General features: G+C 66.2%; 14 protein-coding genes and 1 pseudogene. 6 read left to right on the top strand and 9 right to left on the bottom strand.

The features are described from left to right. Window positions 1-229 precede the first annotated feature (229 nt). Window positions 230-916: a type IV toxin-antitoxin system AbiEi family antitoxin domain-containing protein gene (locus tag EEB15_RS05905; protein ID WP_141508580.1), complete on the top strand. Its 687-nt coding sequence runs from the start codon at window positions 230-232 to the stop codon at window positions 914-916. Then, on the top strand, window positions 870-1,631 hold the full coding sequence (locus EEB15_RS05900) for a Fic family protein (protein WP_141508579.1): 762 nt from the start codon (window positions 870-872) through the stop codon (window positions 1,629-1,631). The genes EEB15_RS05905 and EEB15_RS05900 overlap by 47 nt, the downstream gene beginning before the upstream one ends. A 64-nt stretch (window positions 1,632-1,695) precedes the next feature. On the opposite strand, the gene EEB15_RS05895 is transcribed toward EEB15_RS05900, so the two are convergent. After that, on the bottom strand, window positions 1,696-2,664 hold the full coding sequence (locus EEB15_RS05895) for a hypothetical protein (protein WP_141508578.1): 969 nt from the start codon (window positions 2,662-2,664) through the stop codon (window positions 1,696-1,698). A 90-nt stretch (window positions 2,665-2,754) separates the two neighbouring features. On the opposite strand from EEB15_RS05895, the gene EEB15_RS05890 reads away from it, so the two are divergent. Continuing rightward, window positions 2,755-3,918, top strand: a complete 1,164-nt coding sequence (locus EEB15_RS05890; RefSeq protein WP_199236461.1) for an FAD-dependent oxidoreductase — start codon at window positions 2,755-2,757, stop codon at window positions 3,916-3,918. Between the two features lie 15 nt (window positions 3,919-3,933). On the opposite strand, the gene EEB15_RS05885 is transcribed toward EEB15_RS05890, so the two are convergent. Next, window positions 3,934-4,176 carry a hypothetical protein gene (locus EEB15_RS05885; RefSeq protein ID WP_141508576.1) on the bottom strand — a complete coding sequence of 81 codons (243 nt, stop codon included), beginning with the start codon at window positions 4,174-4,176 and terminating at the stop codon, window positions 3,934-3,936. A gap of 222 nt (window positions 4,177-4,398) precedes the next feature. On the opposite strand from EEB15_RS05885, the gene EEB15_RS05880 reads away from it, so the two are divergent. Both EEB15_RS05880 and EEB15_RS05875 read left to right on the top strand, forming a co-directional pair. After that, a complete protein-coding gene (locus EEB15_RS05880; protein ID WP_158289999.1) occupies window positions 4,399-6,027 on the top strand; it encodes a Na+/H+ antiporter in 1,629 nt (542 codons plus the stop codon). After that, window positions 6,024-6,404, top strand: a pseudogene (locus tag EEB15_RS05875) (Lrp/AsnC family transcriptional regulator); the annotation flags it as partial. The gene EEB15_RS05880 and the pseudogene EEB15_RS05875, both read left to right, overlap by 4 nt. Here the strand turns inward: EEB15_RS05875 and EEB15_RS34165 are convergent. Continuing rightward, complete coding sequence (locus tag EEB15_RS34165) at window positions 6,386-7,414, bottom strand: ArgP/LysG family DNA-binding transcriptional regulator (protein ID WP_141508573.1); 1,029 nt, start codon at window positions 7,412-7,414, stop codon at window positions 6,386-6,388. The pseudogene EEB15_RS05875 and the gene EEB15_RS34165 overlap by 19 nt on opposite strands. A gap of 28 nt (window positions 7,415-7,442) precedes the next feature. Further along, on the bottom strand, window positions 7,443-8,483 hold the full coding sequence (locus EEB15_RS05865) for a porin (protein WP_158289997.1): 1,041 nt from the start codon (window positions 8,481-8,483) through the stop codon (window positions 7,443-7,445). A gap of 90 nt (window positions 8,484-8,573) precedes the next feature. Here EEB15_RS05865 and EEB15_RS33595 point away from each other — a divergent pair, with 90 nt between their 5' ends. After that, window positions 8,574-8,825, top strand: coding sequence for a hypothetical protein (locus EEB15_RS33595; protein ID WP_158289996.1), 252 nt, complete (start codon window positions 8,574-8,576; stop codon window positions 8,823-8,825). Window positions 8,826-8,841: 16 nt separating this feature from the next. Here EEB15_RS33595 and EEB15_RS05860 read toward each other — a convergent pair whose 3' ends face one another. From EEB15_RS05860 to EEB15_RS05840, 5 genes are read right to left on the bottom strand one after another with little or no spacing between them, the layout of a single operon-like run. Then, a complete protein-coding gene (locus tag EEB15_RS05860) occupies window positions 8,842-9,750 on the bottom strand; it encodes an ADP-ribosylglycohydrolase family protein (protein WP_141508653.1) in 909 nt (302 codons plus the stop codon). 2 nt (window positions 9,751-9,752) lie between these two features. Then, window positions 9,753-10,820 (bottom strand): bifunctional nicotinamide-nucleotide adenylyltransferase/Nudix hydroxylase, encoded by a 1,068-nt coding sequence (locus tag EEB15_RS05855; protein ID WP_141508571.1) that lies wholly within the window; start codon window positions 10,818-10,820, stop codon window positions 9,753-9,755. 7 nt (window positions 10,821-10,827) lie between these two features. Beyond that, window positions 10,828-12,528 (bottom strand): NAD+ synthase, encoded by a 1,701-nt coding sequence (locus EEB15_RS05850; RefSeq protein WP_141508570.1) that lies wholly within the window; start codon window positions 12,526-12,528, stop codon window positions 10,828-10,830. Window positions 12,529-12,535: 7 nt separating this feature from the next. Beyond that, window positions 12,536-13,729, bottom strand: coding sequence for a nicotinate phosphoribosyltransferase (gene pncB / locus EEB15_RS05845; RefSeq protein ID WP_141508569.1), 1,194 nt, complete (start codon window positions 13,727-13,729; stop codon window positions 12,536-12,538). 22 nt (window positions 13,730-13,751) lie between these two features. Next, window positions 13,752-14,615 carry a cysteine hydrolase gene (locus EEB15_RS05840; protein WP_141508568.1) on the bottom strand — a complete coding sequence of 288 codons (864 nt, stop codon included), beginning with the start codon at window positions 14,613-14,615 and terminating at the stop codon, window positions 13,752-13,754. Window positions 14,616-14,622 lie beyond the last annotated feature (7 nt).

The following is a 14,622-nucleotide window of genomic DNA, read 5'->3' as shown; positions in this document are numbered from 1 at the left end:
GTGTTGGAGGGGTGGGGGCGGTAGGGGCGACTGGTGGTGGCGGGCAGCGGTCCGAATGGCCGTAGCAGCTCTCCATGGCATGGGGAGTCGAATGACTCCTCAGCCGAGCACCAAATGGGCCTGTGTGCCGGCACGGCGAAACCACGTAACTAATTGACTTTACTGAGGTTTCTGCGCAGGATAAAATGAACCTTGTCGATCCAAACGGCCTATCAATTCGGATAGCGGCATGAAACTGGAAAGCAAGTTGCGGGTGTCACTGGCCAAGCGCGCGGACCACATCGTCCTGCGGCGTGAGCTCGCTCAGCTCGGGAGCAAGAGCCAACTCACGGAGGCCATCAACCGCCTCATCACCGCTGGCCGCCTTGTGCGCCTGAGTCCGGGTGTGTACGCGAAGGCAATTGTCGATTCGCAGGGCAAGTTGGAGTTGTCTGCCCCGCCTGATGTGCTCGCCCGCGAGATTCAAGCCAAAACCGGCCATGCCGCCAGCGTCCCGCAAGTCGAATCAAAATTGAGCCGCCCAGCCTTTCAACAGAAATTTGCCAGTGACTTGCCGCGTGCAGGCGGTGCATCGCCTTTCGCTGAGCGCCGGCGCAAGCGCCGTACGGGAACGTTCGAGCTGCCTGACGACGTCACTCAGCTGCCCAATAAGGGGGTGGGAGCGTTCGTAGCGCGTTTGGCAAAAGCTCACGGCGTCGTCTACACACGTACGCAGCTTGATGACTTCGCTGAGGCCGTCACCCGCCTTGCCGGGGATGACGAGCGCCTGGACGCGACAGGGAAGCTTCTTGCCACGCTGCGCAAGCAGTCCGTCATCAATGGTCCGCAGCTTGCCCGCCTGATGACCAACCACATGAGAGAGCAGCAAGATGCCGTTCGACCCGTTCGGGGACTTCCACATCGCCGGCTACCTTAGAAACATCGAGGCCGAAAAGGACCTCGCGCTGGTCAAGGCCCAGGAGAAAGTCTTCTTTGAGGCCCATCTTGAAAAGGCGCTCACCTTCCTCCACCGAATTCGGGGTCCTGTCACCTACGTGCACTTTCGCAAGGTGCACGAGATGCTCTTCGCAGAGTTCTATCCTTGGGCGGGTCAGGACCGTGAGCATCTAGGAGTGGCTACGCAGGTCAACAGGGGCGGCGTGGTCGATTTTGAGCGCGCGGATCGCATTGCTCAAGCAATCCAGTGGGGATTCGAAATGGGCAATAGCACCACCCAGATGCAGCAGAAGCCCGGCGCAATCATGGGCGCCTTCGCTTGGGCCCACCCGTTCCTCGACGGCAATGGGCGCACCATGATGCTGGTGCACACAGAGTTGTGCCGTCGAGCCAAGATACTGGTGGATTGGCCAGCAACGAACAAAGAGGCCTACTTGGATGCTCTCGCCCGCGAATTGAAGAATCCGGGCGGCAGGTATCTCGATGCATATCTCGGTCAATTCGTGCGGAAGGCCGGAGGATCAGATGACCTGGCGACGCAACTTCGCGAGCTCTCCGGTCTGGACGGCCTGACGGTCGCGAGCGCTGACGACGTCACGTACGACGCGAGCAACGAGAAGGCCATGGCGTCCTATCGCGAGACGAAGCGCTCGCGGGGCGAAGAAGCCCATCTGGCTGACGACCCTGCCATCTGACGCCACACTGCCATGCCCGTAGCTGCGCTGCGCGGGCATTGCGAAGCCGGCCAACGCCTGCCGATCAATCCCGATAAAACTCCGCCAGCGACCGCTCCGCAAAATCCATCTTGAGGACATCGGCCCCCCCCGCGGCTTGCTCGAACCGCTCCAGGTACGCGGCAGGAATGCTTCGGCACAAGCCCACCTCCGACCAGGTGCTGGCCTGCTCCGGGGTGCAGGTGTGCAGCGCGCCCGCCGCGCTGTCGATGTTCTCGGGGCGGGCATCGGGCCCGAACATGAACTCGTCGAGCCTGTGCTCGTGCCGAAATTTCCGCACGCCCGGATCGCGAAACTTGTTGCGCCGCAAGCGAAAGACAAGATGCTGCAGGCAGATGCAGGGGTAGTGCACCAAAAAGCCTTCGTGCAACGGGATCGTCATCCGCACCAGCTCCCAGTGCGCGAGCACGTGCATGCTCGTGTGCACGCCCTGCATCACGCGCGGCGCGTTTTTCACGAGCGACTTCCCGTGAAAGTAGCTGGACAGCCCGGCGCCCAGAAAGCGCGTGCGCTGGCCATAGTGGCGCGACTGCAGTTTCATGTCGAAGTTCGGCAGGCGGAGCAACCCGTCATGCCAGTGCGCACCCCCACGCAGGATGAGCCGCTCGACGTTCTGGAAGTGAAACTCTGAAACCTCACTCGGAGCGCCATCCAGCATGCGGCCGATATCGAGCGCGACGTGGGGAAACTCGTCGATGTCGATGTGCAGGAACCACTTGGCGTCAACCTGGGAGCGGGCGAAGCCCACGTTGCTCAATTGCCGGTCCGCGATATTCTCCGGCCGGCCGCCGAACGACCGCCAGAAGTCGTCGTCGCACAGGAACAATTTCGCGTGCTGCGACAGTTCGGACAACTCGGCTTCGGTGTAGCTGGCCGGGCGGTCGACGAAGTACACGCAAAGTTCCGCTCCGAGGAGCTTCATGTAGGCAGCGTGCAGGCGGATCAGCCACGCGGGCGCATGGACGGTCGTGACCGAAACCCACTGGAGCATCATTCCCTCTTCCTCGGCCGCGTGAAGGCAAATCTTAGCAGTTGCGACAAAAGACCATCCGCGCTCACGCCTGCGCGCCGGGTAACATGCGCCGTGCAACGCCGACAGCTCCTTCAATCGATCCCCGGCGCCTTGGGCGGCCTGTCCGTCTTCGGCGCCCTCGCGGATGAAACAGCCGCTCCCGCGAAGCCCGCGTTCCGCCCGGCCTCGCCGCTGGCCCCCGTCCGCGCCCAGCCCGACCGCCTCATCGACTTCGCGGTCTGCACCCGGCCTTTCCGTCCGCAAGGCCCACGCATCGAGGCGCAGCGGCTGCACGGCAAGAACGTCGTGCATCACTACGGCCACGGTGGCAGCGGCTGGTCTTTGTCTTGGGGCTCCGCCCTGCGCGCGCTGCCGCTGGTGCTCGCGACGCGCGAGCGGCACATCGCCATCATCGGCTGCGGTGCCATCGGCCTGACGACCGCCCGCGTGGCCCAGCGCGCCGGCCTGCGCGTGCGCATCTACTGCAAGGAGCGGCCGCCCGAAGTTCGTTCGTCCGCCGCCACGGGCGTGTGGAGTCCCGATTCGCGGCTGTACGCGGCCGAGCATGCGACGCCCGTCGTCGCGGCGCAGTGGGAGGCGATGGCGCGGGCTTCATTCAAGACCTGGCAGACCCTGTTGGGCCTGCCGGGCGAGCCAGTGGCCTGGCACGACGGCTACGTGCTGTCCGACATCCCGTTCGGCGAGCCGCTGCCGGACACCGGGCCGAACGACGAACCGGACTACGCGGAGCTGGACGCTTCCATTCAGGATTTGCGGCCGCGCGCGGTGACGCTGCGGCCCGAACACCATCCGTTCAAGGCACCCCACGTGCGCCGCTTCACGCAGATGGTCTTCAACCTGGCCAGTTACCAGCGCTTGCTGATGGACGATTTCCTACGCGAGGGCGGTGAGATCGAACAGCGCGATTTCGCGCATGCCCGCCAGATCGCCGGCTTGCGCGAGCGCACCATCGTCAATTGCACGGGCTATGGGGCGAAGGCTTTGTTCGGGGACACAACCATCGTCCCGATCCGCGGGCAGACGGCGCGGCTGGTGCCGCAACCCGAGGTGGACTACGCGCTGTACCTGCGCGGTGTCCACGTCTCCATGGTCCCGCGCCGTGACGGCCTGCTGGTCCAGGCGCAGGGCCCGCGCGACTTCAACAATGAGGATGCCCGCGTGGATCGGGCCGAGTCGGAAGAGGCGGTGCGGCGGCTGGCGGCGGTGTTCGCCTGACCGGCCACGCCTCTTTCAGATGCTGTTCGCGTCCAGGCTGGCGCGGCGCCCGACGATCTGCACCGGTGCCAGCGTGACGTGAGCCGGGCCGTTCGAGAAGGACACGGCCGCGGTGTGCACGGCCTGGTGGCTGGCGTCCTGCACGGCGAGCGAGGCCAGGGCCATCACGCCCACCACGGCCAGCGCGGCGGCCACGCGCGAACGCACGGACACGAGGGGTTGCAGGGCGGCGAAGCGGGTGGCGGCGGTGGTGTTCATTTGTGGGCTCCAGAAGGCGGGTTGGTTCGATGGAGTGGACTTTAGGCACCGCACCGGCCCGCCGCCAGCGGGATGCGACGGACTGCAGGCTGGCGCGACGAACCGCCAAAAACGGGCCCGAAGCTGCAGCCGCACTTGGACGTTCCGGGGTGCCCCCGCCATAATCCGGCGTCCGCTTTCGCCGCCTTCCGACGCTTTCTCCCGCCGCCTCCTTCCGCTCCCATGGCCCTCTTCGAACTCCTGTTGCTGCTGCTCCTGAGCGCCGTCGCGCTGGGCTGGGTGGCGCGCCGCTTCAAGTTCCCCTATCCCATCGCGCTGGTGGCGGGCGGCGCCGCGCTGGGGCTGGCCCCCAACCTGCCGCAGTACGCGTTCGATCCGCAATTGATTTTGGTGGCGGTGCTGCCGCCCATCCTCTACCAGGCCGCGCTCCTCACGTCGTGGACGGACTTCAAGGCCAACATCCGGCCGATCGGCCTGCTGGCCATCGGCCTTGTCGCGGTGACGACCCTGGCCGTCGGCGCCACGTTGAAGCTGCTGGTGCCGGAAGTGCCTTGGGCGGCGGCCTTCGTGTTGGGCGCCATCGTGTCGCCGCCCGACGCGGTGGCGGCCACGGCCATCCTGTCGCGGCTGAACATGCCGCGCCGCATCGTCACCATCCTGGAAGGCGAAAGCCTGGTCAACGATGCGTCGGGCCTGGTGCTGTACAAGTTCGCCGTCGCGGCGGTGCTCACCGGCGCCTTCTCGTTCATGGAAGCGACGGCGCAGTTCGCGCTGGTGTCGGTGGGCGGTATCGGCGTGGGCATCTTGCTGGCGTTCGTCTACATCGGCGTGCACAAGAAGCTCGGCGACCCGTTCATCGAGGTTCTGACGGTGCTCACCATTCCCTACACGGCCTACCTGGCGGCCGAATCGGTGCACATGTCGGGCGTGCTGGCGGTGGTTGCGGCGGGGCTGGTGCGGGGGCGCTACGCACCCGAGATCGTGTCGGCCGAGATGCGCATCATGGCCCGCTCGGTATGGAACCTGCTGGTGTTCCTTCTCAACAGCCTGGTGTTTATCCTGATCGGCCTGCAGATGCGCAGCGTGGTGGGCAACCTCGGCCAGTATCCGCCGGCGCTGCTGGCCGCCATCGCGGTCAGCATCACTGCCGTGGCGGTGGCTGTCCGCTTCGCCTGGGTCTTCCCGGTGGCCTACTTGCCGCAACGCCTGAGCGGCAACCTGCGCGACGCGAAGCCGCGCCCCGACAAGAACGAGCTGGTGATCATCAGCTGGTGCGGCATGCGCGGCATCGTCTCACTGGCCGCGGCGCTGGCGCTGCCGCTCACCTTGCCGGGCGGTGCGCCCTTCCCGCATCGCGACCTGATCATCTTCGTCACCTTCGCGGTGATCATCACCACGCTGGTCGGCCAGGGCCTGACGCTGCCCGCGCTGATCCGGCGGCTGAAGGTCGGTTCCAACTGGAGCCTGCACGACGAGCAACTGCGCGTGCGCGCGGCCATGAGCGCGGTGGCGCTCGCGGCCATCGACGAGGTGATGGCCGCTGAAAACGTTCCCGCGCAGTGGGCGCATTCGCTGAAGGCGGAGATCGCAGACCGCATCGCGCTGGCGGCGTCGGACGGCACGGAACTGACGCCGCGCATGGAGCTGGTCAACCGCCTGCAACACGCGGCCATCAAGGCCGAACGCGCGGAGCTGATCCGCCTGTGGCGAGCCAACGAGATCGGCGACGAAGTGATGCACCACTTGATGGAGATGCTGGACTACGAGCAGGCGCATCTGCCGAAGCTGGCGGCTGCGGCCGCCGCGAGCACCGGCTCCAGCGCGCCCCATTTGCAAGGAGAAGCCCCGTGAGCCGTGCCGTCGAACTGACCGATGTCGAGATCGTCATCCTCGAGCAGCTGCAGCGCGATGCGAGGCTGTCCAGCTCGGATCTCGCCGCGCAGCTGAACCTGACCAACACGCCCGTGTGGCGCAGGATCAAGAAGCTCGAAGAGAGCGGGCTGATCCGCGGCTATCACGCGCACATCGATGCGCGTCTCCTGGGCTTCGGCATCGAATCGTTCCTGTCCGTCAGCGTGCACACCCACGACGAGCGGCACATCCAGCAGTTCGAAGCGGCCGTGGCGGTGATCGACGAGATCGTGTCCTGCCACCTTGTCTCCGGCTCCGGCGACTACCTGCTGCGTGTCGTCTCGCAAGACATGGACAGCTACGCGGACTTCATCACCAAAGTGGCGGCTTCGTTGCCCGGCGTTCGCGAAACGCGCTCGGCATTCGCGCTTCGAACGCTGAAGCCGTTCGCGGGCTTGCCGATCCGCAAGGCCTCCAAGGAATAGTCCTGCCCCGGCCGCGCCTGGCGCAGGGCCGAAGTGAGCTGCTCCAGCACTTCCGATTCCAGCTGCCAGCAATGCCAGTAGAGCGGAACCGAAAGGCGGAAGCCTGGCAGCAAATCGACCAGCGTCTCTTGCTCCAGCCCTGGTGTGGCCAGTAGTTCGGGCACCACGCCCGCTCCCCAGCCGGCCATAACCGCACGCATCTGGGCTTCGGGGCCGGGCAACAGGAGCTGGCGCAGGCCCACCTCGCGCAGGCCGAAAGCCCGCCCGACGAATTCCGCCTGGATGTCGTCCTTGCGGTTCACCGCCACGAAGTCCAGCGCCGCGAAGTTGTGCGGTGTCAAACCCGCCGGGCAATGCTGGCTCGCGTACGCCGAGGCAGCCACGGCGGCGTAGCGCAGCGTCCCCAGCGGCACCACGTGGCAACCCCGGATCGCCTGCTTCATGGGGCTGACGCAGCCGACCACATGACCTTCACGCAGCGACTCGTGCGTGAAGTGGCGGTCGTCGCTGATGATCTCCAATAGCAGGCCGCGGCTCACCAACGCGTCGAGCGCAGGCAGGGCCCAGGTGGCGATGCTGTCGGCGCCGATGGCGATCGACACGCGCTCGGTCTTGCGGCCGGGCTTGGCCGAGCCCGGCGCGAGCTCGCGCAAATCGCGTTCCACGTCGGCGCGCAGCAGCCGCGCCTGGCTCGCGTGCTTCAGGACGACCGCGCCCGCGGCCGTGGCCTTCAGCGGGCGCGTTCGAACGATGAGCGGTGTGCCGATCCGGTCTTCGAGCGCGCGCAGGCGCTGGGACACCGCCGACTGCGTGATCGACAGCACCCGCGCCGCACCGTGGAAACTGCCTTCTTCCAAAATCGCCGCCACGCATTCGAGGGCGTCCGCGTCCAGGGGGCTCATGCCGTGCTTCTCACTTGGCTCGTGGGGCTCAGAACTTGTGGCGGATGCCGAAGTTCAACCAGCTGACGTTGACGCCCGCCGCACCGGAACCCAGCGCGCCGCCGGCGTCGTTGGTGATGCGCGAGTAGGACGAGTAGAAGTTGGTGCGCTTGGAGATCGGGTACGACGCGCCGATGCCCCAGAAGCGCGAGTCGGCGTTCGAAGCCAGCCGGTCCTGGTGCTGCATGTACGAGGCCATGAGCGTGGCGGCGCCCACCGGCGCGCTGACGCCCAGCATCAGGTCGCGGCTGCGGCCCGTGGTCGCGCCACCGGCGCTCGTGTCGCGGTTGTCCGCGAACGCGCCGTGGAGCTTCACCACCTTGAAGTCGTATGCGGCACCGACCAGCGCGCTGCGGTTGTCGCCCGCGTCGGCGCCGGCTGCCACCTGGCCCTGCTTGTGGTACGCCGCCACCGCGGTGAGTGGGCCGCCCTCATAGGTGCCCTGCAAGCCGAACTGGCTGCCGGTCGAGTGGCTGCCCGCCACTTCGCCCAGGCCGTACGCGACCTCGCCCGAGAAGCCGCCGAAGCTGGGCGTGCTGTAGTTGATCGTGTTGTTCATGCGCACGCCGTAGTGCCGGAACACGGCGATCATGCCGGAAGCGTCGCCGACGAAGCCCAGGCCGAAAGGATCGATCGCGCCCTGCGCCGAGAAGTACGGTGTGTACTGGCGGCCCAGCTTGACCGAGCCGAAGCCTCCGTTCAGGCCCACCCACGATTGCCGGTTGAACATCAGCCCGCCGCCGGCGCCACCGCCCGCACCTGTGGAAGCGTCGAACCCGCTCTCGATCTGGAACGAAGCGGACAAGCCGCCACCCAGGTCTTCCGTGCCCTTCAGGCCCCAGCGGCTGCCCGAGTCGATGCCGCTGGTCAGGCGCGTGGTGCTGGTGCCGGGGCTGAGCCGGGTTTGCTCCAGTCCGAGGTCGACGACGCCGTAGAGCGTGACGGCCGATTGGGCGCTGGCCGTGCCCGCGCACGCAACCAGCGCCGCGAATGCCAACAAGCCCTTGTTCCCATTGGGAAATGAACGCATGAAATCTTCCTTTCGTGGTGTCTCGGTTTTTCTGCAGATGGCGCAACGCCGCGGCGCCGCGTGTGATCGGAAGACTCCTGCCCCTCCCGATTGCCCGAGATTCTGCTGAGCAGCCCGCGAAAAACCTTTGCCGTCTTTGGCGTCTCGAAGCGCGAAATCGCAAAGCCTTTGCCGCCGGCGCATGTCATTCGCGCGCGCAGCCGCGCCCGTGCGCGCAACGCGCGGCAAGCGCACCGGTCGGACCTGGGCGACTACTTCATCAGCTTTTCACCGCAGTCGCACGAAGGGGCTTCGTTCGTGGACACGGCGATCGTCTCGGCGACGGGGGTGGTGCGCCGCTGAGCCGCCTTTCTGGCGGTCAACAATGGCTGGCGTTGGGGGCGTGGAGGCTGTGAGCCAGCGCGTCGATTTCGTCCCGCATTGTGAGCAGGCGAAGCCAGTCAGCGGGGATGCCGCCTACGCCGTAGTGCGCGCCAGCAATCTGGCCGCAGATCGCCGCCGTGGTGTCCGCGTCATCGCCCAGATTGACGGCCGCGAGCACGGCTGCCTCGAATGAGCTGGTATTGAAGAAGCACCAGAGTGCAGCTTCCAACGATTCGACACAGTAGCCCGAGCCTTTGATGTCTTCATAGGTGCGGTCCAGGAACTGCCCGGTCGCGATGGCAGCAACCTTCGGGCCGAACGGCTCAGGCGCACGAACGCCGAGGATGGCCGTCTTGTCGGCACCCATCAGAGCCTCCCGAAGCTGCAGGCCAAACAGGCGCGAGCAGTCGATCGCCTCGCGTGCTCCGTGAGTGGTGCGGGTGCTTTCGCCGGCGTAAACGAATGTGTCGTCTGCGCTGGCGCGGTAGTACATGGAGATCGGGGCGAGCCGCATGAGGGCGCCGTTGCCGGCCGAGCGCGGGTCAGGATCGCCAGCAAACGGTTCCGACGTGACGAGATAGCGGTCCAACGCTGCCGCGACCGTCATCCCGATATCGAAGCAGCGGCCGTTACTGCTGAAATAGCCCACACTGCGCCAGTTGCAGTACCGATTCATCTGATCGGTCGCATCGAACCCGCACCGATGGACGAGGCTGGCTGCAAGACACAGCGCCATCGAAGTGTCGTCGGTCCATTCGCCGGGGGCAAGGCCGAACGGACCTCCACCGGTCATGGTGGTAACGGGTGCGAACGTACCGCGCGGGTTGAACTCCACCGTAGTGCCGACTGCGTCGCCGCACGCCAACCCGAGCAGGCAACCGCGATACCGGTCGATTTCACTGATAGTCACTTGGCGGTGTCCTCGTCCGCCGTCAACCCAAAGAAGAAATCGAGGATGTGGAAGTGGTCGTCGTGGAACCGCGCTTCCATGGCGGCCAGCTGTTCGATCGGCACCCACTCGGCGGCCGATGCATCGTCGCTGGCCTGCACTTGTGGAGGCCGGCGCGCGCCCAGGTCGAACAGGTGCGCGTGCGTGATGACGCGGCCGCGCTGGCTGCGGTCCGGGTGGTCGAACACCTGGACGGCTTTCAGCGCATGGCGCATGTCGTCGTCGAGCAGCTGCATGCCGGTCTCTTCCTGCAGTTCGCGCAAGACGGACTGGTAGACCGTCTCGCGCTGCTCGAGGAATCCGCCCGGCAGCGCGTACAGGCCCTTGCCCGGGTGCCGCCCGCGCTCGATCAGCAGCACCTGCCCGCTGCACTTGATGACCGCATCGACGGTGACGAACACCGGCGGGTAGGGCGCGCTGCTCCACTTCGCCTTCTCGTCGCGCAGGCTTTCCCATTCCTGGGCCAGCACCGGGTAATGCGGCAGGGCCGCCCATGCGCGAAGGAATTGCAGCGTGGTGGCCGGCGCCAAGTCGACCAGTGCCGCCAGCGCGGCGTCGAGCGAGGCGTCGGCGTGCGCGCCGAAGTAGGCGTCGCGCAATCCGCTGGCGTCGATGTTGCCTTGCCGCCCGGCGTCGTCGAGCGTCCATCCGGGGAAGGCGCGCAGGTACTGGCTGGTTGCGTCCTTGAAATGCCCGACCAGCACGACGGAGCCTGCGCCCGCGATTTCCGCCACGCCGCGCCGCACGGCCGCGACCCAGCGCTCCTCGTTGTAGTAGTCGCGCACCGGCAGGAAGCGCAGCCGCTCGCGCTCGGCCTCCGGCAGCGCCAGGCGAATCATCTCCGCGCGCTCCTGCCACGAGAACGGGTTTTTGGGCGAGCGCGCCTGGAAGGCGGAACCGAGAACGACGATGCACAGTGGCGCCGCGGCGAGCGCGCGCCGCAGCAGCGCCAGCTGGCCGTTGTGGAAAGCCTGGAAGCGTCCGACGAAAACGGCGGCGTCGTGCTGTTTGTTGGGTGTTGTCATGGGGCTCTCACGAAAATTTCGCCGCGATGGGCACTTGCCGTCCCGAGCCGAAGGCCCGTGCCCGGACGCGGATGATGGGCGGCGCTTGCCGGCGTTTGTATTCGTTGCGCGCGATCATCTGCTTGACGCGGGCGACCAGGGCGCGTCCGTCGTCCCGCGTGCGCAGGTCGCCGACGAAAGCAGCGGCGCTGTCGTACTCCCACGTTGCCAGGCGAGGCCCCTCGATCAGGAACTTCAGCACCTCGTCCAGCACCGGGTAGGGCGGCAGGCTGTCGGCGTCCTTCTGGCCGGGGGCCAGTTCGGCCGACGGCGGCTTGTCGATGATGGCCTGCGGAATCAACTCTCTGCCGGCCGTCTGGTTCATGTGTGCCGACAGCGCGAACACTTCCGTCTTGTACAGGTCGCCGATCAGGCCCAGCCCGCCGTTCGTGTCTCCGTAGAGCGTGCAGTAGCCCACGGAGATCTCCGACTTGTTGCCGGTGGTCAGCAGCAGGTGGCCGAAGCTGTTGGAGTATTCCATCAGGATGGTGCCGCGAATGCGCGCTTGCAGGTTCTCCAGCGGGACGCCCTGCAGCGCGGTGCCGAACGCGCCGTCGAACCCCGAAGCGAATCCCGCGACGAGATCGGCGATGGGGTGCTGCAACAGCGGTATGCCCAGGTTGCGGCAGAGGATTTCGGAATCGCTCACCGAGCCTTCCGACGAAAAGCGCGAAGGCATGGTGATGGCGGCGACGTTGCCGGCGCCGAGCGCTTCCACCGCGAGCGCGAGCGTCAACGCCGAGTCGATGCCGCCGGAACAGCCGACCACCGCCTTGCCGAAGCCGCAGCGGCGCGCGTAGTCACGCAGGCCCAGTACGACTTGCCGGCGGTAGAACTCCAGCGTGGGCAAGCCTTCGGCCGGGACAGCGGGTGGCGCCTCGCCCGCCGCGGTAAGAAAGCGGCCACCGTCGAAGAGCAGCGTGGTGACGTCTTCTTCGAACCGGCGCGCTTCCCATACCGCACCGGCTTGCGGCTCGACCGCGAACGAAGCGCCGTCGTAGACCAGCTGGTCATGCCCGCCGACCTGGTTCACGTACAAGATGGGCAAGGCGTTGCGCGAACTCGCGGCGGTGAAGATGCGATGCCGCTGCTCGCGCTTGCCGACGTTGGAGGGGCTCGCGTTGATCGACACCACCAGGTCGGGCGCCGCATCGCGCAGGCGGTCGAACGGGTTCACGCCGTAGTCCAGGCCTTCGTCGTTCCAGCCGTCCTCGCAAATCATCAGGCCGACCTGCACGTCGCGGATGCGCAGCACGCGGGCCACGTCCGGCCCCGGCTCGAAATGGCGCCGCTCGTCGAAGATGTTGTAGGTGGGAAGCAACTGCTTGGCGTATTCGAGCAGCACGTCACCGCCCTTGATCACGCGCAGCGCGTTGCGCAGCCGCTTGCCTCTGCCTTCGTGGCGCACCGGCAGGCCGATCACCCAATACAACGCAGGCATCTGCCGCGACGCGGCCAGCAGTTCCTGGAAGGCCGACTCCACGCGTTCCATGAAGCCTTCTTCCTCCAGCAGGTCGCCCGGATAGTAGGCCGTGAGCGACAGCTCGGGGAACACCACCAGCTCCGCTTCGTCGGCCCGGGCCTGGCGGGCGGCGGCGATCATCCGCGCCACATTGCCCGACATGTCCCCAATGGTGGGATTGATTTGCGCCGCCGTGATCTTCAGCATCGCAACCTCATGCCAGGGCAGTCACGTTGAACACCTGCCGCAGGTAAGCCAGGAAGGTCTGGTCGTCGCACAGCGTCTTGCCGGGGCTGTCGGACAGCTTGGCCACGGGCTGCGCATTGCAGCCGGTCAGCTTCATCACGATGTTGAGCGGCACCAGCCCGACGTCGTTGGTGAGGTTGGTGCCGATGCCGAAACCGGTTTGCGCGCGGTCGGCGAATGCGCGGTAAAGCTTCATTGCCGTCTCCAGGTCGAGGCCGTCGGAGAACACCAGGCGCTTGGTGTGACTGTCGATGCGCAGCTTCACGTAGTGCGCCAGCGCTTTCTCGCCCCACACCAGCGGGTCGCCGGAGTCGTGCCGCAGACCGTCGAACAGCTTGGCGAAGTACAGGTCGAAGTCGGCGAGGAAGGCGTCCATGCCCACCACGTCCGTCAACGCAACGCCGAGGTCGCCGCGGTATTCCTGCACCCAGCCCTCCAGCGCGGCCTTCTGGAAATCACGCAACCGGAAGCCCAGCGCCTGGTAGGTCTGCAGGTACTCGTGCGCCATGGTGCCGATGGGCACGAGGTCGAGTTCCTTCGCCAGCAACACATTGGACGTGCCCTTGAAATACTGCGGCACTTCGTTCTTGAAGGTGGCCACCACTTCGCGCTGCCAATCGCGCGAATAGCGGCGGCGCACACCGAAGTCGAAAAACTCGAAGGGGTGCCGGCGCGGCGGCTCCTTCTCGAAGGTGCGCAGGAGCGCGATCTTGTCCTGTAGGCGTTTGCGTCCTTGCGCCAGCGCCGCGTCGCGATCGAACCGGCGGAAATACAGCTCGTTCACGATGGCCAGCACGAAGATCTCGAAAGCCATGGTGTGAACCTGCGGGCCCAGGGAGCGGATGTGCAGCACCGGGCCTTCGACGCTGGCGGTGATGAACTCGCGCTGGAAGCGGAAGATGCGCATGAAGTCGACGAAGTCGCTCTTGATGTAGCGCAAGGCGCCCAGGTAGGCCAGCTCGTCCGGCTCGAAGCGCAGGCTGCACAGGTGGTCGAGCTGTTCGTTGACGTCGCCCAGAAGTTCCGCGAGTGGATAAGCAGGCTCGTTGCGGCAGACGAAGCTGTACTCGGCCTGCGTCTGCGGGTGGCGGTGCAGCATCGTCTGCCACATGGTGAACTTGTAGAGGTCCGTGTCCAGCAGGCTGCGGATGATGGGGTCCATGGTGACTTCCTCTTGATGCCGTTCAGGCGTTGTCGTTCAAAGTGGCCAGAACCTGCGCCGCCGTATTCAGGGCCACGCCGCGGCGGGCCATGTCTTCCAGGAAGGCGGCGTGCTGCGCCTCGAAGCTCCCCACCGGGCTCATGCAATCGGTGACAAGCACGACCTTGGCCGCATTGCCGGATGGCAAGTGCTCGACGATGTGTTCGGTGGTCGCTTTCACGCAGTGGCTGCTGGCTTCGCCGGCGATCACGATCAGGTCGGCTTCGTCGAGACTGGCGATCAGGCGCGTGTTGAGTTCGGTGTCCGGGTCTTCGCTGTCGGGCACTTCCGCCTGCATGGCGCTGTAGTGCTCCGTCCAGGGGTTGCTGCCCTTGCCGACCTTGCGCACCATGGCCAGCCGTGCTTCTTCCCAACCGTTGTACGTGGCTTTCACGGCGGCGTGCACGTTGTGGCCCCAACTGCCGATCTCGCAGTGCACGGGCCAAACCATCAGCGTGTAGCGGCCGCGCTCTTCCAGTGCGTCGAGGTACGCCAGCGCGCGGGGCAACGCAGTGGTATCGCGCGGCAGGTATTCGCCGCAGCGCACCTGGGCGGCGGTAATCGGGGTGAATGGCGTCACCTCGCCGCCACTGCCCGTCTTCCAGAACATCGGGTGCGCGATGTCGAACCGATGGTGCGAGTCGAGCGTGACAGTGATGCCCGAGATGCCGGCCGAGCCCTTCTGGATGAGATCGGCCAGCCGCAGCATGTCGGCGTGTGCACCGGCCACGGGCAGGGCGGGCGCAATGGGCTTTCCTGTCACGGGATCGTTCGGCCGCCAATCGGCAGGCAGGTCGCAGAAGTCATTCTGCGGGTCGATGATGAGGAGCTGGATATTGCGTTTCATAAGGCCT

Source organism: Ramlibacter sp. WS9, from assembly GCF_003797765.1.
Classification (GTDB): domain Bacteria; phylum Pseudomonadota; class Gammaproteobacteria; order Burkholderiales; family Burkholderiaceae_C; genus Ramlibacter.
Note: the sequence above shows the minus strand (reverse complement) of the source record. Positions and strands in the feature narration are given on the sequence as shown.